Source organism: Acinetobacter sp. YH12027 (assembly GCF_013420085.1).
GTDB classification, from domain to species: Bacteria; Pseudomonadota; Gammaproteobacteria; order Pseudomonadales; family Moraxellaceae; genus Acinetobacter; species Acinetobacter amyesii.
Genome location: NZ_VOYW01000010.1, coordinates 36,066 through 61,987 on the forward strand (window position 1 = coordinate 36,066; position 25,922 = coordinate 61,987).

Genomic DNA, 25,922 nt, shown 5'->3' on the forward strand with positions numbered 1-25,922 from the left:
TGATACTTTATGAGAAAAAAACCAATCCAGTATCAAGGGTATCTGCTTATGAAAATTGATAACATTCCTGATTCCATCGACCCTAACTTAAATCTGGACATTATTCGCGCTGAATGCTTAGAGCTTGTGAAAAAACGTGCTTACTTTTCAGCAGGTGCAGCCATTATTCCTGTGCCATTTTTGGATGTGGTGATTGACGTCGGAATTTTGTCACAGCTCATTCCAGAAATTAATGCGCGTTTTGGTTTAGCACCAGATCAAATTAGTGTGTATGACCCGAAAACCAAACAGATTCATTGGACAGAACTGCGTAAACGTGGTGTCGAATTTTCTGGCTTAGTAGTTGCACGAACCGCAATGAAAAAATCGCTGAATAACATTGCAGCAAAATATATTACCAAACAAGTGACCAAATTTATTCCACTAGGTGGACAATTGGTGGCAGCCAGTTTGGGTTACATCGTGATGAAAAAAGTCGCTGAAACCCATGTGGAAGAAAGCTACCAATTGGCGAAGCGTATTCAACAGAAATTTCCAAACCAACCTGTTCCAACGCCGAACAATGTTTAACGGCGATATCTAGCGCATCAACATAGTTTACAAATCAAAGTGATCTAAACCATAGATCTAAAGATGAAGTAAATCTGAAAATGAGCGAGTTTTGAAAATGAAGAAAAAAGCCACGAATTGCGTGGCTTTTTTCATAAAGTCAATCTGCTTTCAACTGCGCTAAAATCGTTTTTAGCACTTGTAAACGAGCACTATGCTTATCATTGGTCGCAATCACATGCCACGGCGCATATTCTGTATTCGTGCGTTGCAACATATCTGCAGCAGCTTTGAGATAGTCATCCCAACGGTCACGATTCCGCCAGTCATCTGGAGTAATTTTAAACCGCTTATGGGCGGTTTCTTCGCGGGCTTTAAACCGCGCAGCTTGCTCATCCTTATCTATGGCTAACCAGAACTTGATGACAACCGTTTGAGTGTTATATAGGTCCTTTTCAAAGCGATTAATTTCATCGTATGCCCTCTGCCATTCAACGGTATTAGCAAAGCCTTCAATCCGCTCAACCAAAACACGACCATACCAACTGCGATCAAAAATCGTGATTTTCTCTTCAGGGACAATTTTATTCCAAAAGCGCCATAAGTAAGGACGGCGTAGTTCATATTTTTCAGGTGCTGCTATGGTATGAATTTCATATTCGCGTGGGTCTAACTTTTTAACAATACGTTTAATTGCTCCGCCTTTCCCTGCGGCATCCATCCCTTCAAAGACGATCACCACGTTGCGTGAATCAAAACGTAAAGCTTCAGCCACCTTACGGCTTAATTTTTTTAATTCTTTTTTATAATCGGCTTCATCAGCGACGGCAGTGCTGGGTTCCAATAACGCCTGTGGGGTTTTGGCTTGTTTCCAGCGCCCCACCGCCGTGGTTTCATGTGTTGGACAATGTTTTAAGGTCCGTAAAATATGCTGTGCAAATTGTTGATCACGGACTTGCTCATCTTCACAGTCGATGATGACCCAGTCATGGCTAAAACGCTGACGTAAACGTTGTAGGTTGTCATATTGCTTTTTATTGCGCCAATCTAAACCATGCAATTTATGCCAACGCGCTTCACTCGGGTCCATTTCATCCAAACGTTTTTGTAAGGATTTCCAAGACAAATCGAACCAGACTTTAATCACATCGACATGATTATTTTTTAGGTCTTGTTCATAGGCTCGCATGTTCTCAACATATTCATCAAATAAGGTTTCATCCAAAGGCTTTGACACATGCATGGCGGTACTGAGCAAATCACTGTACCAGTTTCCAAACATCACCATGATTTGCCCTTCGGCAGGAATAAACCGTGCATAAGACTGCCAAAAGGTTTGTTTTTGATTAAACATGATCGGGGCATCCGCTTTCACCCTTAAATAGCGTGGATCGACCCATTCTCGGAGCTGTTTGACAGCCTCGCCCTTACCCGCAAGCTCGATTCCACTCACTAAAATCAACACGCTTTTGGCATTGGGCTGACGGCTGGTATTTTTTAGTTGATACTGCGCTTCAATCAGCTCAACCGAGAGTTGTTCTTCATCCATCAATTGAAATTCTGTTTCTTTTAAGCTCATGGCGGACCCTTGGTTTTATTCTGTTTTGAGTATAACCATGCCCTTCACCCCACAACAATGCTTTCATGTATATGCTGAAATGCAAAATATGACCGTTTCTGCAACAAACTGACTCAGATTGACCTATAATTTCGTCACTTTGTCATAGCCCTAAGCTCCAACACCCACTAAGATTCAAACATCTAAAAAATAATTGAGACACTCAATGTCCAAACTTGCGGTATTAGATGATTTACTTGAACTGTATTACCAGTTGAATTACCACAAAAAGCCAGAAATTTTACAGCGTTTACAAGATGTCCAGCAGTGGCAAAAGCAGCGCATGCAACGTACGCATGCTGTGCAATTTGCTGAAAAACACAATGTACTGATGTCTGAATATTTTATTAACCGTTTATATGGCGGTCCTGATTTTGATGCATTAGCTGCACAAATTGCACGTCTCACCCGCTATGCGCACAAAGCTGAAAAATTGATTCCAGACAATGCTATAAAGACTGGTACTTCGGGCGTACAACTTGCCATTTTAGCCGTACAGCTTGATGAACAAGTGGCCATGCAATTATTAGAAGATTATCCATCCAATCTGCCCCTAACCGATGAAATGATGCGCCAGACTTATCTTAAGCTCGATCAGGGCAAGGACCGTATGTTACAGCTGCAACTATTGGACGATTTAGGTCGTAATTTAGATAAATATATGCGCTCATTTATGGTCTATACCGCCTTTAAGATGTGCAAAGGTGCAGCAATAAAATATAACTTCGAAGTGATGTACGACTTTATGCAAGATGGCTTCTTGGCGATGAAACCGCTCAAGTCAGCAGAAAAATTTGTCCGCGAATTTACCGCTGTAGAACGCCAAATCGTTGACCGTGTACATGCCGGTGACCCGAACCCGTTTCAGCCTGCGGCTTAACAAAACTCACATCCCACAAAGCCCATGTTTGATATAAAACAAACTGGGCTTGCAAGACTGAATTCAGATTTTTTATAGGGGTTTTGCAAAGCAATTACAGCAGCCCCTTATTTTTTCTGTATATTATTCACCACAAACGCAAATGACTGCTGTATAACAACAGAGAATCTGTCATCATGCTTACAAAGTAACATTAACCCTATTTATAAGTTAGGAGTGACTCTAATGTCTAACGAGAATCAAACGCCTGTCCCTACACCTGAGTCGGCACAAAATACAGACAAAGCGAGTCCATTCTTAACTGAACCTTTACCACAAGGGACAGCGCAAGGTCAGCAACAATCTTTAGAACAACGTCTGACCGACACACCTGTGACAGGTTCAGTACCCAAATATAATCTGCCACGTGGCGCGAATACTGGTAACGTTGGGGCAACCACGCACTTTGGTTATCAAACCGTGAGCAGCGAAGATAAAGCACAAAAAGTAGCGGAAGTCTTCCACTCAGTGGCTGCAAAATACGACATCATGAATGATTTAATGTCATTTGGTATTCACCGTCTATGGAAACGCTTTGCCATTAACATGTCAGGTGTACGTCGCGGTCAGCACGTCCTGGATATTGCAGGCGGTACAGGCGACCTTGCCAAAGTATTTAGCCGTGAAGTTGGCCCGACAGGTCATGTGGTGCTTTCAGACATTAATGAATCGATGCTCAATGTCGGTCGTGACCGCCTCATTGATGCTGGTTGTACCAATGTCGATTTCGTTTTGGCCAATGCTGAAACTTTAGAACCTTTTGCAGACAACAGTTTTGACCTATTGACCATTTCATTTGGTCTACGCAATGTGACTGACAAAGATGCTGCACTAGCTGCAATGTACCGCGTTCTTAAGCCAGGTGGTCGTTTACTGATTTTAGAATTCTCTAAACCGGTATTTGAACCATTCTCAAAACTGTATGACTTGTACTCATTCACTGCATTACCGATCATGGGTAAAATCGTAGCGAATGACTCTGAAAGTTATAAATACCTTGCAGAATCAATTCGTATGCACCCAGACCAACGTACTCTTAAAGGTATGATGGAAAATGCGGGCTTCCAAAACTGTGATTACCACAACTTAACGGGTGGTATCGTGGCTGTACACCGTGGTTTCAAACTTTAATACTGCAGGCTGAACTATGTGGTCGATTCTCGCACTTGGTGCAGTTGAACGCTTAATTCATCATGTCATTGATTTGGATGCTATTACTCGCATCCAACTGAATGAATTGCAAGGCAAAATGCTGCGTGTGGTGATCGACTCACCACAGCTGTCGGTGGATGTGTTTTTTGACGATCAGAAAGTTCGCTTAGAACCGACGCCAACAGGACATACTGAAACTGCATCCATCTTTGAGCAACGCCCTTTCGAACAGCAGTCAAGCATAACTGAAGCAACCGCGACCTTACATGTCAAAACAGTAGTCGAGCTCCTCAAACTGCTGTTGGCTGAAGATGTCGGCAATATTCCATTGCAAGGTGATTATCACTTATTGCAGGATATCCAGCGCATTATGCAGCAAGCTGAGCCTGATTTAGCTTCGCATCTAAGCCCTTGGATTGGTCCAAGCCTTGCGCATGAAATTGGTAAGTTACAACTTGCACCCAAACATCTCAAACGTACTTTACAAAGCCATTTGTTCTTTGCTGAAGACGCGTTAAAAGAAGATTCAGGCTTGCTTGCCCCACGCTGGCAAATGGATGACCTGAATCAAGACACCCGAATTTTGAATCAAAATCTGGACCGTGCAGAAGCAAAAATTCAGCAGCTGCACAGCCAAATTGACTCATTACAAGACAACACTTAAGACTAGGTAATTGCATATATGATTCCGCACGTTTCACGTTTACTCGACCTTTGGCGCATTGCTGCGCACTATAGACTCGACACGTTGTTTCCTGCGGAAGAATTACCGGAAAAAGCCCGTCATATTCTTTCCCTCATTCGTATACATCCTGCAGCACGTTTAAGCAAAGAACGTAAAAATCCACTGAAGCTAAAACAAGCTTTAGAAGATATGGGACCTTTGGCCATTAAACTCGGTCAATTACTGTCTACCCGTCGTGACTTGATTCCACCTGAAGTTTTACAGCAATTGGTGCTTTTACAAGACCGTGTAAAACCTTTTTCAAATGACGTTGCCAAAATGCGCATTCAGGAATCACTCAAAGCCGATGTTAATACCTTATTTGCACGCTTTGACGAGCAGCCTTTAGCCGCAGCATCTATCGCACAAGTGCATACTGCTGCACTGCATGATGGTCGCGAAGTCGTAGTGAAAGTGACTCGCCCGAATATTCGCAATCAAATTCTGCATGATTTTGAAATATTAGAGTGGCTTGGTCAGTTCCTTGAAAAACGCCTAGAAGCCGCTCGTGCCCTGCATCTGTCTGAAATTATTCAAGACTACCGTCAAATTATTCTCAATGAATTGGATTTGACTTTAGAAGCGGATAACACGCGTCGTATGCGTCATTACTTCACCGGTTCAAGCATGATGTACGTGCCTGAAGTCTATATGGACAGCCGTGATGTCATGGTCGAAGAGCGTATTACGGGTGTACCAATTTCAGATATTGCGACCTTTGATCGCTTGCGCATGGATCGTAAAGATTTAGCCGAAAAAGGGCTCACCATTTTCTTTACCCAAGTGTTCCGCGACAACTTCTTCCATGCAGACATGCATCCGGGGAATGTCTTCGTCGAAACCATTAATCCAAGCAATCCACGCTTTATTGCCTTGGACTGCGCGATTATGGGTGAGCTTTCAAAGCACGACCAAATGACCGTAGCACGCATGCTGCTTGCGGTTATGAACAGCGACTTTATGCAACTGATTCAAATCGTGCATCAAGCGGGTTGGATTCCACCGGGTACAGATCAAGATGCATTAGCACGTGAAATGCGTCGTACGGTTGGCCCGATGGTCTCTAAACCAATGCATGAATTGGACTTCGCCGGCATCCTGATTCAAGTGATGGATATTGCGCGTCGTTTCCATTTAGAGATTCCGCCACAACTGATGTTGCTGCTCAAAACCTTGGTCCATGTCGAAGGTTTAGGAACTGATCTCTATCCTGAATTGGATATTTGGAGTTTGGCAAAACCAATCCTGACCGATTGGATTAAAGCGCAAATGAATCCTCAGAAAAACTTAAAAGAACTCGGACAAAAAATTCCAGACTTACTTTTAGGTGCGCAAGATTTACCAACGCTGATGATCGACAGTCTGAATGGTTTAAAAAATCAGTCAGCTTGGCATGCCAAACAACTCAATGAACTGCAAAGCATGCGCTTGCAAATGGAACATCAGCAAAAGCGTAGTTGGGTCTTTGGCAGTGTTATGGCCATCTTTCTCTCCATTGCGATAATTGCGCCATGGTATGTTTCCATCGTATTAATTGCACTTTCAAGCTTACTTGCCATTTGGCGTGTGTTTAAATAATCTGTATTTAAATGATCTTGATGTATCCATAAATCCTTTAAGCCTTTTGACAATAAAGGGCTTAAAGCTATAAAAAAAAATTTAAATAAGGCTGAACGCCATGTCATACAGTTATTTAGGGGTACTGTATGGTCGAACCCCTCTCCGAGCATGTGCAACGGCCTTGCTGTATAGTTTTTCGACCCTGCTTGATGTGTTGGTTAAACTAAATATACACATGCCGTTTCTAAACTGGCAACCGTCAGCCAACACCACCCTGTATAGGATGCAGCGTAGCTGCTGCATTTTGGTGGATCATTATCTTTAATGCACTTCCCTGTTTATTCCTGCTTTGTTTGCCACAGCAAAAACTGATGGCCGGGTTAAATTATTGGTTATTAGCTGGGGCCGTGGTTTTTATCATTAATCTATTTGCTTGGGCGGTCTTCCCAATGGCGACATGGGCAATCGTCTGCCTCAGTTTGTTTCAATTGCATCGGCATAATGAACAATTATTACAGCATTCGTGAGTGGTGCCCTGATATGACTGAGAAGTCATTTGTCGTAAGTTTCAGCCATTGGGTCTGTGCAAAAACGCACTAGAATAATTCTACGACTGTATTTTAAGCGACTACCATGACTCAAATTTTGCAAAAAAAACCGCCTGCGCTCAATATCCGTGCTGGCCATTTAGCACGCCAACTGATTGAACAAGAAGGTTTAAACGCTGCTCAAGTGGATATCCTGCCCGGTGCTGCTGGTGGCCCGAAAGGCATTGGTATTCAAGGTTTAGATCAGGCGATTTTTGCTGACTTTTTGCCACGTGCGCAACAAAAGCGTACTTTAATTGGTTCATCGATTGGCAGTTGGCGCTTTGCCAGTATTGCTGCTTGGGGAGCTATCGAAGGCACGAAACGCCTCTCTGAGCTGTATACCAATCTGAGCTTTCATAAAAAGATGAGTCGTCAAGAAGTCAGCGATGTGTGTCGTGGCATGCTGATCGATTTGATTCAAGGTCAAGAAGCGGCACTGGTTAATCACCCAGATTATCACCTCACTGTGCTTTCAGTCAAAGCTCAGCATATTTTCCAAAGTGATAAAGCCCTGCCGCTGTTAGCCTCTGTCGCAGGGATCGTGGGAACGACAGCGCTCGCACGTAAACACAGTCGTTATTTCATGCAGCGTGTAATTAGTCAGCCTGTGTCAGGTCATCAATTTACCGTGGCGGATGATGGCTTTACCACGCATTACCATGCATTGACTCAAGACAGTGTCATGCCGTGGCTCATGGCTTCTGCATCTATTCCCGGTGTCATGGCCGCGATACGTGATATCCCTGATGCACCACAAGGCAGTTACCGCGATGGCGGCCTGATCGACTATCACATTGACCTGCCCTTCCAAAGTCAGGGCATCGTGCTGTATCCACATTTCACGGATAGCATCACCCCCGGTTGGTTTGATAAATTATTTAAACGCCAAGCCAATCCTGAAAATCAGGCGCGTACCCTGTTACTGTCGCCTTCACAAGACTACCTTGCAAGCTTGCCGCTTGGCCGACTGCCTGACCGTAAAGACTTTACCCTCAAAGGCTTAGACAACCAACAACGGATTAAAATGTGGAACCAATGCGTGGCTGAAAGTCAGCGTATGGGCGATGAGTTTTTGGAAATGGTTGAGAAGCAACATTTCCCAGCAGTCATGCAAGCACTCTAAGCGTTACAGTAATCTCTTGCGAGGGACGCTATAATCCTGTTTCAGAATTTTGAGCTTATTTAGTATAGATTTATGCGGATATTTTTAACTGTTTTGCAGTATGCCTGCATCGCTTTTGCACTTTTCCTTGTTTATCAAGTGTCAACCGCCTTGATCAGCGGCCAATACGATTTAATGGAAGTAGTGGCAGATGTCGGTACCATTTTAATTTGTATCGATTTGGCGGTATTTTTATTTACTAGTAATGCAAAACAAGGCATTAGTATCGAAGACTATGCGAAACAATTGGAACAAAAACCGTCTAAATTGGTATATGTCACCCGTAAATTGGGACACTTCGGTATTTTGCTGATCATTACCAGTTGGATCGTACCGATGATTCGCTAATGTATTTTAGTTCAATAAAAAGGATCATCATGTGTTCATGATGATCCTTTTTTATGTCATCGGATTTTATTTATCCGAAGAAATTAACCCGTCCAGTTTTTACATCATACACTGCACCAACAATCGCCACTTTACCTTCTTGCACCAACTGCTGTAGCACTTCACTATTTTGCAAAATATAGCGGATGTTGTAATGCACATTCATTTGCGTCACTTGCTCTAAAAATGCCGGACTCAGCGTTTGTGGTTGCATCAATTCGGCAACACGCGATACAGACTCATTGAGTGGCCCCAGCACATATTGAATATGTGGCATACGCGTCAGGCTCTGAATCGATTGACCAGCTAAATGCAACTGACAAGCACTGCTAACCGCACCACAGTCCGTATGACCAAGCACCACGATCACTTTGGCACCTTTGGCTTCGCAGGCAAATTCCAATGATCCCAAAACTTTTTGTCCCGCGACATTCCCCGCAATGCGTAAACTAAATAAATCGCCAATTCCAACATCAAAGATCATTTCAGTCGGCGCACGAGAATCCATACAACCTAACACTGCCGCAATCGGATGCTGCCCTTCTTCAGCGGTCACCCGCAGTTGCCGATAGATATCTCGTTGCAAACGCTCATTTTGTACAAAACGTTTATTGCCTGCTTTAAGCAAAGCGAGCACGTCCTCTGGGTTCAAACGTTGCTGTAAAGCTGCTGTACTAATATCTATATCTAATGCCGCCTCCTGCGCATCGGCATAATGTGCCTTGAAACCAATCAACTGTACTTGCACTTTACGTTGCGCCGCCTTTTCCTGTTGGTACTCTTGAATGAGTTGGAAAATATCAGCATCCATATCACTCACATGTGTGGCATCAATCACCACTTGTTCGCCGCGATGGATATGTTCCAATGCCGAGATTAATGCCGAACGGTTGAGAAAACTGACTTGTGAAGGCAATTCAATCCGTGTAATCACCCCATGTAAATGATGCTCTTTATACACCTTCAGTCCCTTATTAAAATTGGCGTATAAAATAAAGGCCGCACTACTGGCTAAACCAATCAAGATCCCGACCAATAAGTCTGTGAATAAAATCGCCAGTAAGGTAATGATAAAAGGAATAAATTGTTTCCAACCTTTTAAATACAGCTGTTTAAACAATTTGGGATGTGTCAGTTTAAAACCTGTGAGGATTAAAATTGCAGCTAATGCTGAAAGCGGAATCATATTCATCAAGGGCACTAAACACAGCACGGCAAACAGGAGCAACACGCCATGAAAGATCGCAGAACATTTACTTTTAGCTCCAGCACTGGCATTGACCGAACTACGAACAATCACTGACGTCAGCGGCATCCCGCCTATAGCGCCCGAAACAACATTACCGATACCTTGCGCCCATAACTCTCGGTTGGGGGTGACGAACGCTTATGCGGATCTAATTTATCTGCTGCTTCCAAATTCAATAAAGTTTCTAATGACGCCACAACCGCCAAAGTAATTGCACCCGTATAAATCAGAGGATTATTTAAAGCGGTCCAATCCGGAAAGATCATCACATTTTGTGGCTGATCCCAAAGGTTAGGAAGTTGGATGAGATTTGATGGATGAACTGCAAAAGACGAGCCACTAAGCACCAACATGGCATTACATAGTGTAGCGAGGACTACAGCAACCAAGGCTGAAGGCAGAACCCAGTTTTTGCATGGGCTCTGCTCCCAAAGCAACATCAGTACAAGGCTACCGATACCGATCACAATGGCACCCACATCCCATTGCAAATTGAGCGGCTGTGACTGCCACAGCACAGACCATGAAAATTGGTTCAAGCCAAACAAATAAGGTATTTGACTCCCAATCAAGATCAGCCCGATAGCTGCCAACAAACCCAATATGACATTGTTCGGAATAAAGTTGGCAAAGAAACCGAGCCGAAATATGCCAAATCCAATCTGTAAAATACCGGCAAAAACAATACACAATAAAAAGGCGGCATAGTTGCCGCCCAGTAATTCAAGCTGTACCAAAATGACTGCTGTTAAACCTGCTGCTGGGCCTGCAACACTGATATGTGAGCCACTCAGTACCCCAACTAAAATACCACCGACAATGCCAGCAATAATGCCAGAGAGAATCGGTGCGCCAGAAGCCAATGCAATGCCTAGACATAGTGGTAAAGCCACGAGAAATACCACTGTTCCAGATAAAAAGTCGTGAATATGAAATCGATGTCGTTCAATTTTAGATATCATCATTTTACCGTTTATAATAAATATCAAATAATTAGATGTAAGTATGTAAAGCCTAAAGTTTGTGACCACTTTATGGCGTGACTTATATTGTCTGACAATCGAACGATTCTATAGTGTGTTTTGATACGTGATTTGTGTGATTTTTACACTTTATTGCGAAGTTTAAGATTCAGCTCATTTATCTTTGATAGGCCTTAAAAGAAATAAAAAAACCTCCCAAATGGGAGGTTTTTTATAGCGTATTGAAACCACATTGCTTCAAAAAATTATACGTCGAATCATAATATTTCTTGGGACGAGTCCAGTCACTGTCATCTACAGATGGTATATACAACACCATACCTTGTCGCGCCCGAGTCAGTAGCACTCGATATGCATTTAACAGGTATTTCTGCTTTTCAGTTTGCCTTATATTTTGCCATCGACTACCTTTAAAGGCTTGAAATTGCCAATCTTGATCAAAATAAAAATTAATATCCCATGCCACGCAACTGTAATCTATTTCCAAGCCTTGCACATCAAACTCAGTTGCAATATCTTCCAAATAATACGCAGAACGTACATCTGTATTTGAATTCAAAAACCAATCTGCAGGTGTTATTTTATTCTTTACATCAATACCTTCGGCTTTTAAACGTCTGGCACCCGAACTAGCAATAACCCCAAAGCGCTCTGAACCCTTAGCCTTTCTTTTTAACCACTGTTTAGCAACATTAAAATCACGACAAAGCAGAATAGGATAATCTTGGGACATCATATGGTAAGTTTCTTTCGCGGACTTTGCATCACCATCTAATACATGTTGAATCAAATGTGAAACTTGTTCGCTGCGAAATGACCGGACAGAAACAGCAAGATGTAAATCTTCCTCATTTTTTCCATTTTTTTGAACCCAGAATTGTTGTTTAGGATCAGTTAAATAGACTTTATCCTGCAAAATTTTGTTAGAAAAGTAGATCTTCCATTTCGGGTATTTATGTTCTAATGCTGATAGCCATTCAGAAACACCTGCTTCTCCAGTGTTAATCTCCTGCCCACCACCAATCAGGCAAACAACGACACACCAATCAGCGTGGCGATCCATAACACTAATGAGAAACTCTGGTTCAGACATCGAAAAATTATCAATACCTTTTTTCTGTTTCATAAAGTTTGAAACCTGATCCTTTTGCCAGGCCCTTTGAGCTTCATCAAAAATAACGACTTTTTCGATTGGCACCTCATTTGATTTCAAATAATGATCTCTAAAATGATGAATATTTTGTATAAAGGCTTTGGCTTCACGTTCTGCCTCAGATCGCGTCTTTTTTTCTGTTTGTTGCTTAGCAAGTTCCACGGTATTTCGGACCAATGCTTCACGTAAAACATCTACTAAAGGACCGTTCCCAGATAAAAATACAGAATGTTCTTGTTCATTTGTTTTTAAACGCTGGTTCGCAATATTAAGACCGGCCAATGTCTTTCCTGCACCAGGTACACCCGTTAAAAAACAAATCGTTTTTTTATTTGTTAATTTTGCATCTTCAATAATTTGTTCGATTTTTTTCGAAGTGATCGCTAAATTTTTTGCACCGGCATCACTTCTAGAAATTTCATCCACTGTATGACCTTGATATAACGCCTGAGCTGCTTCAATAATTGTGGGTGTTGGTTTATATCGAGACTCAACCCACTGTTTGATATTAAGTTGCGTAAGACCTGCAAATTGATAAAGCGCTTGTTCGATTACAATCCGTAAATTATGGGTGTTACAGCATAAAGTATCTTGATAAGTGGATACCGCTGACCATGACTGTTCACAACTTTGAGCTTGGGTTGAAATTAAAAGTGGTATGACCTTTTGCTGATGACTACCTTCATGAAAATTCAACAAATCCAAACAATAATCTATGACCTGAGTCTTAGCATATTGTGGGTAACTCTTTTCACCTACTTTAAATTCAATAACAAAAATTAAATTACGTATCAAAAGAATGTTATCTACGCGCTTACCCATCCGTGGAATAGAGAATTCAAAAAAGATTTCTCCCTCATCTAAAAAATCCAAATGTTGTTTTAAAATCTCAATTTGTTTTAACCAAGCGTTCTTTTGTAAATCTTCCAATGCAAATTCATGCTGTAGTGCCAAAGCCCCCATAATTTCTTGTTCATTTGTATGTATGAATTGTTGCACTGAACCCTGATAATAACTACGTAACATTATGGTCTTCTAAGTTTATTTAAGCTTTGATTGTTTTAATCTTATATAAAAAAACCTCCCATATGGGAGGTTTTTTTAACAGTTAAAGATTACTTCGAACCTTTAATCCCTGCTTGTAATAACAACGCACCTAAACCACCGATTTTATTTTCTTGTGGTTTCGCTGCTTGAGGTTTTTTATGACCTTGTGGGCGGTCGCCTTGCGGACGGGCATGCTGTGGACGTTTCGCATGTGGCTTACGCTCACCTCGTTGTTCTTGCTGCGTATTGTCACGACGTGGTTGACGTTGTGGTTTCGCTGCAGCAGCACCTTCTGCACGCATAGACAAGTTGACACGGTTACGTTCAACATCGACATTCAAGACGCGAACTTGAACAATTTGACCAGGCTTCACAACTTTGTGCGGATCTGCAACAAATTCATTTGCAAGTTCAGAAATATGCACTAAGCCGTCTTGGTGTACACCCACATCCACGAATGCACCGAAGTTAGTCACATTCGTAACCACACCTTCAAGTTGTAAACCTTCAGTCAACTGAGCCACTTCAGTGATGTCTTCACGGAATTTTGCCGTACGGAACTCTGGACGCGGGTCACGACCTGGTTTTTCAAGTTCAGATAAAACGTCCTGAATCGTTGGCAAACCAAATTGGTCATTTACAAATGCTGCTGCATCGACCTGACGGATAATTTCAGTATTACCAATAATATCTTTTACAGTCGTTGCTTTAGCTTCCACAATTTTTGCCACCAAGTCATATGACTCTGGGTGAACTGCAGATGCATCCAATGGTTCAGAACCATCTTGAATACGTAAGAAACCTGCTGCTTGTTCAAAGGTACGTTCGCCTAAACGAGGTACTTTCTTCAAACTTTGACGGTTATCAAAACGACCATTTTCTTTGCGGAATTCAACGATTTGCTGTGCAATCGATTTGTTTAGACCCGCGATATAACCCAAAATAGCAGATGATGCTGTGTTGACATCAACACCTACTGAGTTCACACAGTCTTCCACAACCGCTTCTAGTGTTTTTGCTAAACCTGTTTGGTTCACATCATGTTGATATTGACCCACACCAATCGATTTAGGATCAATTTTCACAAGCTCCGCCAATGGATCTTGTAAACGACGAGCAATCGACACTGCACCGCGGATCGATACATCTAAATCTGGCAATTCATTTGACGCCAATTCAGATGCTGAATAAACAGATGCACCCGCTTCAGAGACAGACACACGAATCAAATGCAGATCCGTATTCGCAGCCATCATTTCAGCCACAACCGCTTCAGTTTCACGGCTTGCAGTACCATTACCAATCGCAATTAATTCAACATTGAATTCGCGGCAAAGGCGCGCAAGTTCAGCAACTGAACCAGCTTTATCTTCTTTCGGGGCAAACGGGTAAATAGTACTGTGTGCAAGTACATCACCTGATGCATTGACAACAGCCAATTTCACACCCGTACGGATACCAGGGTCTACACCCAGAGTGGTACGCGCGCCTGCTGGTGCAGAAAGTAATAAATGACGTAGGTTTTCAGCAAATACATCCATCGCTTCAGCTTCGGCAGCCAAACGTTTTTCAGTCAATAATGAATGCTCAATAGCAGGACGTACTTTGCCCAACCAGAACAGTTTTGCTGTTTGTTTTAAGAAATCTGCGCGTGCTTGAGGCTGTGCAGTTTCAACATTATATTCAGTTTCAATACGTGCCAATGGTGCATCATCTTCACCATCGACTTTTAAGCCTAAGACATTTTCTTGACGGCCACGGAGCATCGCCAATAAACGGTGTGAAGGGACTTTATTTAAGCTTTCAGAGAAATCAAAGTAATCACGGAATTTTTTACCGACTTCTTTTTTCTCATCGCTTGCAACTAAACTTTTCAACACTGCAGTTTTCGCAAATGTCGCTTTTAGCTCAGTGGTTAATGCAATATTTTGTGCCCATTCATCAATTAAAATGTGTTGAATCGCATCAAGTTGACTTTCAACATCTGCATAATCTTCATGGCTAAAGCCTGCCAAAGCTTCCGTAGGATCGATCGCTTCATTAAAGATTTTTTCAGCGATTGGGCCTAAACCCGCTTCTTTGGCTTTAAATGATTTACTGGTACGTTTTGGACGGTACGGTGCGTAAATCTCTTCTAAAGCATTTTTCGTTTCTGCTGCATTCACGCGAGCAAGTAAGTCATCAGATAACTTGTTTTGTTCTTTTAGAGATTCGATTACCTTTTCACGGCGCTCAAATAAATCACGCAGGTAAGTCAGACGTGTATCGAGCTGACGTAATTGAGTATCGTCCAGACCTTGCGTCACTTCTTTACGGTAACGTGCGATAAATGGAACACTGGCACCTTCATCAATGAGCTTGATGGCAGCTTCAATTTGATTTGGACGTACGGCAATTTCTTTTGCCAACTGCTGAACTAAGTCAGTCATCGTATTAGATCCCTGCAAGGATAAGTTCTAAAAGCCATGATTATAAAGACCAAGACCATAAAATCCACAATTGTTTTTATAAATTTATTCGTGGTTTTTAATGCCAGTTCATCTCAAATACACATTTTTTTACGAAACTGACTATGAAACAGCAAATTAGCGAGACTTAGATAAGCAAACTGATTCGAACAACATGTATACATTTGGTATCTATGTCTTGATTTTAACTGCAATATTTGTTGCTTTAGAGCATAGTAAATTTATATAAATGAATCGTATACTCAAGTGAAATCGACTTTTTGTTTACGATGACAATAAAGAATAAGGAGCACGTCATGAGTTTAGTTGTACCTGCTGAAAAAACAGATGCCGTACAAGCCGAAACCGACCGAGTCGAACGCATTCTGGTTGTCGATGATGATGTGCGTCTACGCACCCTCTTACAACGCTTCCTAGAAGATAAAGGTTTTGTGGTCAAAACCGCACATGATGCGACTCAGATGGATCGTCTGTTGCAGCGGGAACTCTTTTCCCTGATTGTGCTCGACTTTATGTTACCTGTTGAAGATGGCTTGAGTATTTGTCGCCGTCTGCGCCAATCTAGCATCGATACCCCAATCATTATGCTGACCGCTCGTGGTAGTGATTCAGACCGTATTGCTGGACTTGAAGCCGGTGCAGATGACTATTTACCAAAACCATTCAACCCGAATGAGCTTTTGGCACGTATTCGTGCCGTATTACGTCGTCAAGTGCGTGAAGTTCCGGGCGCACCAAGCCAACAAATGGAAGTGGTGTCTTTTGGTCCTTGGTCACTCGACCTGTCTACTCGTACATTAACCCGTGAAGGTCAAGTCGTCACATTAACAACGGGTGAATTTGCCGTACTCAAAGCATTAGTTCAACACCCACGTGAACCACTGACACGCGACAAGTTAATGAATCTTGCTCGTGGTCGTGAATGGGGTGCTATGGAACGTTCAATTGACGTTCAAGTTTCTCGCCTGCGTCGTTTGGTTGAAGAAAACCCAGCACGTGCACGCTATATCCAAACCGTTTGGGGCGTGGGTTATGTCTTTGTTCCAGATGGTGCTGAATAATCCAAATAAATAGTAATAAAAAATTCCGCCGTTCATTAGGCGGAGTCTTTTCATTGAACATTAAATTTATCCAATAACCTGCGGTTCGCCTTACTTTTGTTTCGGCAAAAGTAAGCAAAACCATTGTCATACGCAAAACTCGTCTCATTTCTGCTTCATATCAGAATCATCGCAGAAACATAATCTATTCCATGCTTCCTGCCTCGAACAGTTGCGTATGACCTGAACGCGTATCCAACAGGGTTAATTGATCTCACACTCTAAAATTTACTCTAGGGATATAGCGTGAAACTCGAACCCATCGACCCACAGGAATTTACCGACTACGTTACCTACTCCGAAAAAAAACGGACACCTTGGGAACGCTTCCTCGATAAAATCAAACCCCGCTCTGCAGCCATGCGGACCACCGTATTGGTCTTATTTGTGGTGTTTTTTAGCCTGTTTATGTCCTTATGGTTCTTTTGGCGCACACTCTATTTACCCGAAATTCAACAACATGCTCGTTACCTCGCGGTCGAACTTGAAATCATTAACAATCCTGATTTACGGATTTTTCATAACAATGCCGAAGTGGATGTCGACGACTGGATGCGCAACCGTGTCGGGATCGAATATGTGACCGATCCGAAAGAATTCCCCAACGTCAAAGACAAAGTCATTGCAGAGTTCTTTACCAATCAAATTGAAAAGAAACTGGCCAAAGAAATGCGCATTGATAATGCGACCGTGTATTTCCAATTTAAACCTGACCCACGCATCTGGATTCAAACTCCAGAAATGAATGGCAACTGGGTTCGCGAGCCTTTAAAAACCTATGCCAACTATAGCGCAGAGCTGATTTTAGGCTGGTTATTGGGTATTCCGCTGATTGCTGGCATCATTATCTTAACCTTGGTTCGTCAGCTCAACCGTCCACTAAAACGTTTACAAGATGCGGCAAACAACTACAGTAAACACGGCACTGCACCTTATTTAGAAACCAACCATGGGCCACAAGAAATCCGTGAAGTAAACCAAGCCTTTAACCACATGGTCTACACGCTGGAACAAACTGAACGTGATCGTCGCATCATGTTGGCCGGTATTTCCCACGATTTACGTACTCCGCTGACCCGTATTCGACTCAGCGCAGAAATGATGCCTGATGATGACTTCCTAAAAGAAGGTCTGATTTACGATGTTGAAGATATGGATGCGATTCTGAATCAGTTCATTTCGTATATGCGAGATGGCTCTGATGAAGTTCCGCAAGATACTGATTTAAATGCGCTATTGCAGGAATTAGTGATTCAATTTAAACCTTTAGATATTCGCTTTGAACCTCAAGACTTGCCCGTTATTCAAGCACGTAGCCTGTCCTTAAAACGACTAATAGGCAACTTAATCAATAACTCAAAACGCTATGGTGCCGAGCCGATTGAACTGTCTACCGAATATGAAGGTGACCATATTCAAATTCGCGTTGCCGATAATGGCGAAGGGATTCCTGAAGACCAAATTGAAGACCTGATGCAACCTTTTGTACGTGGTAATGATGCACGTACCATTCAAGGCAGTGGACTCGGTTTAGCCATTGTAAAACGTATTGTGGATATTCACGAAGGTCAACTTTCAATTCACAATCGAGCAGAAGGTGGACTCGAAGCGATCATTTCTTTACCACTGCAAAAACTCGAAAATGATGAAATATTAAACAACAGCCCATTGGAAAAAATTAAGCAAAGTTTAACTGAACGCTTTTAACAAGCGTTCAAAAAAGCAACGAACAGTTTTGTTTAAGCTTTAACCATTGATATTTTTAACTTTATTATTCAGTAGTTTAAAAAACATAATAAAATCTTATACCCACATTTTTTCAAAAAATTAGACCTTAGCCTAACAGGTATGCAAAATGGCTTTTTTGATCGGTACAATCCGTATCAGTTTTGAGAATTTCACGAGAGTATATGATGTCTTTAGATCGCATCCGTTTAGCTGCCCTTCACGACAAAGTTATCAGCGCAGAAAAAGCTGCTGAATTCATTCAGGATGGTATGACGGTAGGTATGAGTGGTTTCACACGCGCAGGTGAAGCGAAAGCTGTACCTTTAGCGTTGGTTCAACAGGCTCATGCTAATCCTCTTAAAATTACCCTAATTACTGGCGCGAGCTTGGGTAACGATTTGGACAAAAAATTGACTGAAGCAGGTGTTCTTGCTCGTCGTTTACCGTTCCAAGTAGACAATACATTACGTAAAGCCATCAATAAAGGCGAAGTGATGTTCATCGATCAGCATTTGTCTGAAACAGTTGAACAAATGCGTAACCTTCAGCTTAAAAAGCCTGATGTGGCAATTATTGAAGCTGTTGCGATCACTGAAGATGGTGGCATCATCCCTACAACTTCTGTAGGTAACTCTGCAAGCTTCGCAATTTTTGCTGAAAAAGTGATTGTTGAAATCAACACCAACTTAAGCCCAGCATTCGAAGGCTTACACGATATTTATATCCCAACGTATCGTCCAACACGTCAAGCGATTCCATTGACTCAAGTTGACGAACGTATTGGTACACATGCAATCAACATCGATCCTTCAAAAATCGTAGGTATCGTATTTAACAACGAATTGCATGACTCTCCATCTACAGTGACTGCACCTGATGATGAAACTCAAGGTATTGCAAACCACCTGATCGCTTTCTTTGAAAAAGAAGTAGAAGAAGGTCGTTTACCGAAAAACCTTGGTCCATTACAAGCAGGTATCGGTTCAATTGCAAACGCAGTATTGACTGGTCTTAAAGATTCAAACTTTGAAGACTTGATCATGTACTCTGAAGTACTTCAAGACTGTACATTTGAATTGATCGACGCAGGCAAAATGAAATTTGCTTCAGGTTCTTCTATTACGCTTTCTGCTAAATATGGCGAAAAAGTATTTAATAACCTTGAACAATACAAAGACAAACTTGTATTACGTCCACAAGAAATTTCGAACCATCCAGAACTTGTACGTCGTTTAGGTATCATCGGTATCAACACTGCGCTTGAGTTTGATATCTACGGTAACGTGAACTCAACTCACGTTTGCGGTACAAAAATGATGAACGGTATCGGTGGTTCAGGTGACTTCGCACGTAATGCACACTTGGCGATCTTCGTGACTAAATCAATTGCAAAAGGCGGCGACATTTCTTCTGTTGTTCCATTTGCTTCTCACATTGACCATGCTGAACACGACGTTGACATCTTAGTTACTGAACAAGGTCTTGCTGACTTACGTGGTCTTGCTCCACGTGAACGTGCTCGTGCAGTAATCGACAACTGTGCTCACCCTATGTACCGTGATGCGCTAAATGATTACTTCGACCGTGCATGTGCGAAAGGTGGTCAAACACCTCACCTTCTACGTGAAGCATTGTCTTGGCACATCAACTTCGAAGAGAACGGCCACATGTTAGCTGCTCAACCAGAAGTTAAAACTGCTTAATTGACAGTGAAATAAGAAAACGCTCTTCGGAGCGTTTTTTTTATGGCTTTTATTTTTCAATATGACTTATCAAGTCTGCAAAACTCGACTAATCTAAATTGGTCAAAATACATGCTAAAACAAAAATTATGTTTATTATCCGCCCCTATCTCGAATCTGATTTAGATGAAGTGATTGCACTTTGGGAACTGTGTGATCTGACCCGTCCATGGAATAACCCTGAAATTGATATTTTTCGAAAACTAGCGCAACGTGATCAATTATTTTTATTGGCTGTCAAAGATGATCAATTGATCGCAACTGTGATGGGTGGCTATGATGGACATCGAGGCTGGGTCAATTATCTCGCCGTACATCCACATTTTCAGCGAAATGGTGTCGCTACTGCCCTCATTCAGCAATTAGAAAAACGCTTAATTGCTTTAGGCTGTCCAAAACTTCAATTACTGATTCGCCAAGACAACATTGACGTACAAAATTTTTATGAACAATTGGGCTATGAAGAGGTTGAAGTGATTTGTTTGGGTAAACGTTTAATCACGGATTAATAGTCCGACAAATCTTCGGTCAAGCCTTGTATCAACATCAAAAAAATTCGACATTGCGCCATCGAAACAAAAATGGATTGCATTGCTTGGCTTTAAATTTTAGGATTTGCCCCCATCATTTTCCCAGAATATAGAAAAGAGATTTCCCATGCGTGTAGATATCTGGTCAGACGTGGTTTGCCCATTTTGTTATATTGCGAAAAAACGCCTTGAAGCTGCTGCCGAAGAATCGGGTGTAGAACTTGAAGTGTTTTGGCATAGCTATCAACTTGATGCAGATGCGCCCGCTCGCCTAGAAATTTCCAATACTGAACGTCTGGCTCAAAAATATGGCCGTAGTATTGAAGAAGTAGAGGAAATGCAGCGCAATATTGCCGAAATGGCAAAAGCTGAAGGTATTGAATTTAACTGGCAAAAAGCCAATTCAGGCAATACTTTCAACGCGCACCGCTTGATTCATCTTGCACAAAGCAAAGGTCTCGGTAGTGAAGCCAAAGAAGCTTTCTTCTATAGCTATATGACGCAAGGCTTGGCCATTGGTGAACGTGAAACCTTAGAAGACGTTGCATCTCGTATTGGTCTAAACCCTGTTGAAGTCGATGACTTATTAGACTCAGATGAATTTGCTGATTTCGTCAAATACGACGAAGAAGTAGCACGCGATCAACTTAAAGTTACGGGTGTACCGTTCTTTGTATTTGAGCAACGCATTGCTTTAGCTGGCGCTCAACCGAAAGACGTGTTTAAACAAGTGATGGACAAAGCTGCGGAACTTCCTGAACTTGCTCCTACACCTGTATGTAATGATGAAAGCTGTGAAACGCCTGAAAAATAATTCAGCGTGTTCAAACAAAAATCCCCGAACTTCGGGGATTTTTTATGATCAGTTTTTAACATCAATAAAATGAAACTTATTCCACCAAGAAGCTGATTTTTAAGTTCACTCGATATTCTGCAATTTTATTGTCTTTCACCACGACTTTTTGTTCATTAATCCATGCACCCTGAACGTTTTTCACAGTTTCAGTGACTTTATTAATTCCCGTTTGAATTGCATCTTCAAAACTTTTTGTGCTACTTGCATTTACTTCAACGACTTTAGCAACAGACATTGTATTTATCCTCATTGTTATGATTTTGAATCTTCATCATATGATTAAGTCGCTTATTTTGGTTATTTTTTAAACATCAAAACAGCAAAATATTACATGTCTTACACAGGAGTGAATTCCACTTCGAGGGATTACAAACTGACCATCATTTATTACATGCTTTCTGTTTAAGCTGCGGTCGCTTCCGATTAGGCTAAAAGCTTCATTCTTCTAATGATCATGCTCGGGAGTAATGTCATGACAATTGAACCTCAAGTAACTTCTGCTGAAACCGATCTATCTACCAATACAACCCCTCAAGCAACCGCCAACGAGTCGCAAACAGGGAAGAATAGCTTTCTCTCGCGTTTTTCTCCGACCGTCAAAGGTGCTGCGATCGGTGCTGTTGCAGGCAGTATTTTGCCCGTTTTTGGCACGATCAGCGGTGCCATTATTGGTGGTATCGCAGGCAAAGTCTATGAAAAGAAATGTGCCAAACATTCATAGATTTTTCATCTTTATCTGAGTGATACAACGCTGTCACTCAGCCACCAAAAGCTCTAGAGCAATAACTCTAATGGATTGTTTTATATAAATATTAATTCATACCGTTTATCTTGCGTTGCCGAATCGATCATTTTTAATTGATTATTTTTTGATATTATTTTCACATAAATTCAAGTGATTAATTTTCTCCCTGACTCATTTTTTGAGTCACTAATGATTGATAGGAATACACAAATGAACGCAATCAAATATGCTATGGCTGTTGCTGTGATGGCGCTTTCTGCAACTGTTTCTGCACAAATCGTTTATGTACCAGATTTTCCAGTAAAAAAAGCTGTGACTGCTGAAACTGCCAATGCAGATAACAAAGCACCTGCTGCAGATACAACTAAAGTTGTAACAAACACAGAAAAAAAAGCATAATTTTTAGCTGATTTTTCCATAAAAAACCGATGGCTCCCACCATCGGTTTTTTATTTTATGTGCCTTTACTTTGGGCTTTATTCTTTACTTAACATTAAAAATGAACATCTAAAAGCGCTCGATCGCTGATGATGACTTCAAAAAAATTGATCAAACCATACCGCTATATCTTTTGCAAAACCTATCTTTAAGCTAATGGTTTGGTATTATTTTTAAACAAAATGCGCATTAATTGTCATATTTAACGCTTAATTTGTAGAAGCTGACATTTATTTCCATGTTTTTTTTAATGAAATCTCTATAATCAAATGAACTAATCGACTTCTTTATTTTTAAATTTACATTGTCCTATGCAAGAACTTCAGGCACTGATACAAGGAAAAATTTCACCGCAGGTCATAGATATTGAGCACCTGATTGAATTGGCCAATACATATCGAAACCCGAATTCGGCTGAATATAAATTAGTAGAACTTGCAACCAATATTGTATTGGCTAAATATTTAGAAAAAGCACAAAAAGTCCTTTAGGAAGTGGACAAATGAATTTACAAGACAAAGTACAATTAATAAAAGAAATCCATGTACTGACCCATCAACTTGAACATCGTGCTTTGAGTTTTTATGAAACTGCGCTTTCTAAACGTCGGATTCATGAAATTTTTGCCTTATGCGATGAACCGATTTTTCAAAAGCAAATATTAAGTTATCGTGCATTAACTAAGCCACAAATGGCTGCCACTGAATTTTCCAAACAAACGCCATATTCATTGTTATTTCGTGGCTATTTTAACCATGATGCTGCACTTGAAAATGCTTTATATCAATATCCAGAGATGGGTTGGGCCTTGCTGCATGACCATGAATTAGGTTGGCAAGTGTGGATGATTCCAGCCAAACAGCGCACGGCTTTACTCAGTGAATGGGGCAATTTTAACGAATGCTATGATTGGTTAATTGAACAACAACAGCTATATAAATGTTTAATCAGTGATACCGATCTAAGTCTACATACCTTACGCCTAAAGGATGAAATCATCACAGCGCCAAGCTGTGTTGCCGCAAGTGTGGACGACCTACTGCCAATTGAAGCGATAAATAAAGACGGTTCTGTCGATCTAGATCATTGCGATAAGCAAATCAATGAAGCGGATACGTTGCTTGATAACTCAAATACAAATAAACCGGAGCTTTCTGCACCTGATACCGTTCCTCTTGTTCTAATTGAGCAGCCAACACATGCGCCATCGGAGGAACATCTCAACTCGACAATGGCAGGCGTTGAACTTCCTGAACAGATTCAAATCGCTCAATACACCGCTCGCGTTCAAACGCTGCAAAATATCGATGCGCAATTGGCCTTGTATGAATTGCAGTTTATAGATCAGCCTGAACTCACAACGCAACTTGATGTTCTATTGCATACGACAGATGGTACAGATTGGAAAAACCAGCCACTGTATTTAGCAGAGCAAATCAATACCGAAGGTCGCTTCATCAAATATCTCTTGTTGTTTGGTGCTCAAACGCAAATGGAAGCCATTCGACTCTCTCAGCTGTTTTGCCAACAACATCAACATGAACTTGCTGCGATTAAAGTCATGACATGGGACAATCTAGAGCAACTCTGTGCTGCACCTGATCAGCTCTATCAACAGTCTCAGCATGCTGAAATGATTTGGTCGCAAAACGACTATTATCCATTTATCCCGGCACAGTTAATTCATACGCAAAAATTCATTCATTTTGATGAACCTGAACCGACGCTACATACCCCGCTGTTATTATTACAAGAACGTCAAAAAATACGTTTAATCCACGGTCAAAAACGCCTGACTCTATCGCGTACTGAACAAGCCCTTCCCTATTTGATCCTCCATCGACAGCAAGGTTTAAATTGGCAAAGCATCCAAAATGTGATCCAACAATTGCCTCAACCCATTGATGTGATTTCGCTTTATCAAGCACTTAAGCAAATGACCGAAGATTAATTGCATTTATTTTGTAGTTTGGCTTGCATTTATCCGATAAAAATAACAAAACTACAGATGCAGGATACTCAGATGATAATTAAATAGAGCCAAAACATATGCATAAAAAACAACAGTACTTTATTCGGACTTTGCTTTTTTCCGCATCAATGAGCTTGATGTATCAAGTTGCTTGGGCCAATGAAACTGATGCTGTCGTCAATGAAACTGAGGGTGAACATTCGCAGGATGTGCCTGCAACCGAGCAAAGTTCACCGTATATCATGCCAAAGACCTATGATTTTTTAGATCAAATTCCACGTTGGATTGATACAACACCGACCTTCTTACCTGAACAATCAGATCACCCCATTGTTCCGACAACAGAACAAACGGAAAATAATAGCTGGACCGATCGACAACAGAAGAAAGTCCGAAATTGGGCAGATCGAACTGCCGTTCGCATGGATAACTGGTTTGGGCAAAGTGAGCCAGAAAAGCCTGCCAATGCAACCCTACGGGTGATTTTAGACAACAGTTGGAATAAGCACGATGAATACGAAATTAAGCCACGTATTCGCGGTAAAATTAAGCTTCCCACTTTAGAAAAAAAATTGAGTGTGGTCTTTGGTGATGACTCACTTGATAATGAATTAGAAAATAATGCTGCAATTACCAATGAAAACCCTGCGGGGCGTAGTGATAAAAATTATGACAATAAGCAAACCCGTGAAGATAACAGTTCACTGGCTTTACGTTGGTCAGAAATTTCAGATCGACTGCCCTTCGAAACTGACGTTGATCTAGGTTTACGTTCTGGTGATGACCTATATGTCCGCTTAAAAGCAGCTAAAAAATGGCAACTCGACAATGATTACAGTTTTTTAGCCGAACAAATTTATCGTTATGGTATCGATAGTGAAAATTATCTAAGAACCAATTTAGAATTAACCCATGCTCGTCCAGGCCAACCCTTTATCTCAAACCAATTCAACCTGACCTATGCAGATGCACAGGATGATGATCTGAAATGGGATAACTTCAGTTACCGCCAACACCAATTTTTTAAAGGTAACCGATTCAACTACGGCCTATATACAGGTGGTTTTTACAATAACGATCAACTGCGTTTAAACAGTTGGGGACCCTATGTATCATGGCGACAGCCCTTTCTACGTGAATGGTTTTATATCCAAGGTGATCTCAACTACCTCAACAACCATCGTGACGATAAAAGCCACTTTGTGGGCGCTTTAGTGCGCCTTGAAGCCTTGTTCTAGAACCCGCTATTC

The 25,922-nt window shown here is 41.4% G+C and carries 22 protein-coding genes and 1 pseudogene; 18 read left to right on the forward strand and 5 right to left on the reverse strand.

Annotated features, from left to right (window positions below; all coding sequences use genetic code 11):
- The first annotated feature begins 48 nt into the window (after positions 1–48).
- A complete protein-coding gene (locus FTT94_RS04620) occupies positions 49–570 on the forward strand; it encodes a hypothetical protein (RefSeq protein ID WP_168377972.1) in 522 nt (173 codons plus the stop codon).
- 139 nt (positions 571–709) lie between these two features.
- Here FTT94_RS04620 and FTT94_RS04625 read toward each other — a convergent pair whose 3' ends face one another.
- Positions 710–2,128, reverse strand: a complete 1,419-nt coding sequence (locus tag FTT94_RS04625) for a phosphate--AMP phosphotransferase (RefSeq protein WP_180066188.1) — start codon at positions 2,126–2,128, stop codon at positions 710–712.
- A gap of 205 nt (positions 2,129–2,333) precedes the next feature.
- On the opposite strand from FTT94_RS04625, the gene FTT94_RS04630 reads away from it, so the two are divergent.
- The 7 genes from FTT94_RS04630 to FTT94_RS04660 all read left to right on the forward strand — a co-directional run bounded on the left by FTT94_RS04630 (position 2,334) and on the right by FTT94_RS04660 (position 8,622).
- Entirely contained in the window at positions 2,334–3,047 is a 714-nt protein-coding gene (locus FTT94_RS04630; RefSeq protein WP_180066185.1) for a hypothetical protein, read from the forward strand.
- Positions 3,048–3,272: 225 nt separating this feature from the next.
- Positions 3,273–4,217, forward strand: coding sequence for a bifunctional demethylmenaquinone methyltransferase/2-methoxy-6-polyprenyl-1,4-benzoquinol methylase UbiE (gene ubiE / locus FTT94_RS04635; protein ID WP_180066183.1), 945 nt, complete (start codon positions 3,273–3,275; stop codon positions 4,215–4,217).
- Between the two features lie 16 nt (positions 4,218–4,233).
- A complete protein-coding gene (locus FTT94_RS04640) occupies positions 4,234–4,902 on the forward strand; it encodes an SCP2 domain-containing protein (protein WP_180066180.1) in 669 nt (222 codons plus the stop codon).
- An 18-nt stretch (positions 4,903–4,920) separates the two neighbouring features.
- Positions 4,921–6,540: an AarF/ABC1/UbiB kinase family protein gene (locus tag FTT94_RS04645; protein WP_180066177.1), complete on the forward strand. Its 1,620-nt coding sequence runs from the start codon at positions 4,921–4,923 to the stop codon at positions 6,538–6,540.
- A gap of 353 nt (positions 6,541–6,893) precedes the next feature.
- Positions 6,894–7,049: a hypothetical protein gene (locus tag FTT94_RS04650; protein ID WP_171263744.1), complete on the forward strand. Its 156-nt coding sequence runs from the start codon at positions 6,894–6,896 to the stop codon at positions 7,047–7,049.
- 106 nt (positions 7,050–7,155) lie between these two features.
- Entirely contained in the window at positions 7,156–8,235 is a 1,080-nt protein-coding gene (locus FTT94_RS04655) for a patatin-like phospholipase family protein (protein WP_180170311.1), read from the forward strand.
- A 72-nt stretch (positions 8,236–8,307) separates the two neighbouring features.
- Positions 8,308–8,622, forward strand: coding sequence for a hypothetical protein (locus FTT94_RS04660; RefSeq protein WP_078189807.1), 315 nt, complete (start codon positions 8,308–8,310; stop codon positions 8,620–8,622).
- Positions 8,623–8,692: 70 nt separating this feature from the next.
- Here the strand turns inward: FTT94_RS04660 and FTT94_RS04665 are convergent.
- From FTT94_RS04665 to FTT94_RS04675, 3 genes and pseudogenes are all read right to left on the reverse strand, one after another.
- A pseudogene (locus FTT94_RS04665) lies at positions 8,693–10,872 on the reverse strand (SulP family inorganic anion transporter).
- Between the two features lie 232 nt (positions 10,873–11,104).
- On the reverse strand, positions 11,105–13,072 hold the full coding sequence (locus FTT94_RS04670) for a DUF2075 domain-containing protein (RefSeq protein ID WP_180170312.1): 1,968 nt from the start codon (positions 13,070–13,072) through the stop codon (positions 11,105–11,107).
- A gap of 89 nt (positions 13,073–13,161) precedes the next feature.
- Positions 13,162–15,522, reverse strand: coding sequence for a Tex family protein (locus FTT94_RS04675; protein ID WP_180170313.1), 2,361 nt, complete (start codon positions 15,520–15,522; stop codon positions 13,162–13,164).
- A 335-nt stretch (positions 15,523–15,857) separates the two neighbouring features.
- On the opposite strand from FTT94_RS04675, the gene ompR reads away from it, so the two are divergent.
- The 5 genes from ompR to FTT94_RS04700 all read left to right on the forward strand — a co-directional run bounded on the left by ompR (position 15,858) and on the right by FTT94_RS04700 (position 21,475).
- Complete coding sequence (ompR, locus tag FTT94_RS04680) at positions 15,858–16,622, forward strand: two-component system response regulator OmpR (RefSeq protein WP_078189809.1); 765 nt, start codon at positions 15,858–15,860, stop codon at positions 16,620–16,622.
- 285 nt (positions 16,623–16,907) lie between these two features.
- The gene (locus FTT94_RS04685; protein WP_168377982.1) at positions 16,908–18,368 is read left to right on the forward strand and encodes an ATP-binding protein; all 1,461 of its coding nucleotides are present in this window, start codon (positions 16,908–16,910) and stop codon (positions 18,366–18,368) included.
- A 206-nt stretch (positions 18,369–18,574) separates the two neighbouring features.
- Positions 18,575–20,092 carry an acetyl-CoA hydrolase/transferase family protein gene (locus FTT94_RS04690; RefSeq protein ID WP_180007250.1) on the forward strand — a complete coding sequence of 506 codons (1,518 nt, stop codon included), beginning with the start codon at positions 18,575–18,577 and terminating at the stop codon, positions 20,090–20,092.
- Positions 20,093–20,220: 128 nt separating this feature from the next.
- On the forward strand, positions 20,221–20,640 hold the full coding sequence (locus FTT94_RS04695; protein WP_168377983.1) for a GNAT family acetyltransferase: 420 nt from the start codon (positions 20,221–20,223) through the stop codon (positions 20,638–20,640).
- Positions 20,641–20,788: 148 nt separating this feature from the next.
- A complete protein-coding gene (locus FTT94_RS04700) occupies positions 20,789–21,475 on the forward strand; it encodes a DsbA family protein (RefSeq protein ID WP_180022688.1) in 687 nt (228 codons plus the stop codon).
- Between the two features lie 76 nt (positions 21,476–21,551).
- Here the strand turns inward: FTT94_RS04700 and FTT94_RS04705 are convergent, their stop codons facing one another.
- Entirely contained in the window at positions 21,552–21,752 is a 201-nt protein-coding gene (locus tag FTT94_RS04705; protein ID WP_067761311.1) for a dodecin family protein, read from the reverse strand.
- Between the two features lie 237 nt (positions 21,753–21,989).
- Here FTT94_RS04705 and FTT94_RS04710 point away from each other — a divergent pair, with 237 nt between their 5' ends.
- From FTT94_RS04710 to FTT94_RS04730, 5 genes are all read left to right on the forward strand, one after another.
- Positions 21,990–22,238 carry a glycine zipper domain-containing protein gene (locus FTT94_RS04710; protein WP_218950844.1) on the forward strand — a complete coding sequence of 83 codons (249 nt, stop codon included), beginning with the start codon at positions 21,990–21,992 and terminating at the stop codon, positions 22,236–22,238.
- Positions 22,239–22,472: 234 nt separating this feature from the next.
- Positions 22,473–22,661 (forward strand): hypothetical protein, encoded by a 189-nt coding sequence (locus tag FTT94_RS04715; RefSeq protein ID WP_180010237.1) that lies wholly within the window; start codon positions 22,473–22,475, stop codon positions 22,659–22,661.
- Positions 22,662–23,011: 350 nt separating this feature from the next.
- Positions 23,012–23,191 (forward strand): hypothetical protein, encoded by a 180-nt coding sequence (locus FTT94_RS04720; protein ID WP_180007056.1) that lies wholly within the window; start codon positions 23,012–23,014, stop codon positions 23,189–23,191.
- Positions 23,192–23,202: 11 nt separating this feature from the next.
- Positions 23,203–24,651 (forward strand): hypothetical protein, encoded by a 1,449-nt coding sequence (locus tag FTT94_RS04725; RefSeq protein ID WP_180170314.1) that lies wholly within the window; start codon positions 23,203–23,205, stop codon positions 24,649–24,651.
- A 98-nt stretch (positions 24,652–24,749) separates the two neighbouring features.
- The gene (locus FTT94_RS04730; RefSeq protein ID WP_180170315.1) at positions 24,750–25,910 is read left to right on the forward strand and encodes a hypothetical protein; all 1,161 of its coding nucleotides are present in this window, start codon (positions 24,750–24,752) and stop codon (positions 25,908–25,910) included.
- The last annotated feature ends 12 nt before the right edge of the window (positions 25,911–25,922 follow it).

Bases quoted from the DNA above. Each gene is read 5' to 3' on its own strand.
- FTT94_RS04730 (WP_180170315.1), top strand. From the start codon at position 24,750: ATGCATAAAAAACAACAGTACTTTATTCGGACTTTGCTTTTTTCCGCA.
- FTT94_RS04700 (WP_180022688.1), top strand. From the start codon at position 20,789: ATGCGTGTAGATATCTGGTCAGACGTGGTTTGCCCATTTTGTTATATT.
- FTT94_RS04690 (WP_180007250.1), top strand. From the start codon at position 18,575: ATGTCTTTAGATCGCATCCGTTTAGCTGCCCTTCACGACAAAGTTATC.
- FTT94_RS04710 (WP_218950844.1), top strand. From the start codon at position 21,990: ATGACAATTGAACCTCAAGTAACTTCTGCTGAAACCGATCTATCTACC.
- FTT94_RS04720 (WP_180007056.1), top strand. From the start codon at position 23,012: ATGCAAGAACTTCAGGCACTGATACAAGGAAAAATTTCACCGCAGGTC.
- ubiE (WP_180066183.1), top strand. From the start codon at position 3,273: ATGTCTAACGAGAATCAAACGCCTGTCCCTACACCTGAGTCGGCACAA.
- FTT94_RS04705 (WP_067761311.1), bottom strand. From the start codon at position 21,752: ATGTCTGTTGCTAAAGTCGTTGAAGTAAATGCAAGTAGCACAAAAAGT.
- FTT94_RS04650 (WP_171263744.1), top strand. From the start codon at position 6,894: ATGGCCGGGTTAAATTATTGGTTATTAGCTGGGGCCGTGGTTTTTATC.
- FTT94_RS04715 (WP_180010237.1), top strand. From the start codon at position 22,473: ATGAACGCAATCAAATATGCTATGGCTGTTGCTGTGATGGCGCTTTCT.
- FTT94_RS04660 (WP_078189807.1), top strand. From the start codon at position 8,308: ATGCGGATATTTTTAACTGTTTTGCAGTATGCCTGCATCGCTTTTGCA.
- FTT94_RS04620 (WP_168377972.1), top strand. From the start codon at position 49: ATGAAAATTGATAACATTCCTGATTCCATCGACCCTAACTTAAATCTG.
- FTT94_RS04695 (WP_168377983.1), top strand. From the start codon at position 20,221: ATGTTTATTATCCGCCCCTATCTCGAATCTGATTTAGATGAAGTGATT.
- FTT94_RS04640 (WP_180066180.1), top strand. From the start codon at position 4,234: ATGTGGTCGATTCTCGCACTTGGTGCAGTTGAACGCTTAATTCATCAT.
- FTT94_RS04645 (WP_180066177.1), top strand. From the start codon at position 4,921: ATGATTCCGCACGTTTCACGTTTACTCGACCTTTGGCGCATTGCTGCG.
- FTT94_RS04670 (WP_180170312.1), bottom strand. From the start codon at position 13,072: ATGTTACGTAGTTATTATCAGGGTTCAGTGCAACAATTCATACATACA.
- FTT94_RS04625 (WP_180066188.1), bottom strand. From the start codon at position 2,128: ATGAGCTTAAAAGAAACAGAATTTCAATTGATGGATGAAGAACAACTC.
- FTT94_RS04655 (WP_180170311.1), top strand. From the start codon at position 7,156: ATGACTCAAATTTTGCAAAAAAAACCGCCTGCGCTCAATATCCGTGCT.
- ompR (WP_078189809.1), top strand. From the start codon at position 15,858: ATGAGTTTAGTTGTACCTGCTGAAAAAACAGATGCCGTACAAGCCGAA.
- FTT94_RS04630 (WP_180066185.1), top strand. From the start codon at position 2,334: ATGTCCAAACTTGCGGTATTAGATGATTTACTTGAACTGTATTACCAG.
- FTT94_RS04725 (WP_180170314.1), top strand. From the start codon at position 23,203: ATGAATTTACAAGACAAAGTACAATTAATAAAAGAAATCCATGTACTG.
- FTT94_RS04675 (WP_180170313.1), bottom strand. From the start codon at position 15,522: ATGACTGACTTAGTTCAGCAGTTGGCAAAAGAAATTGCCGTACGTCCA.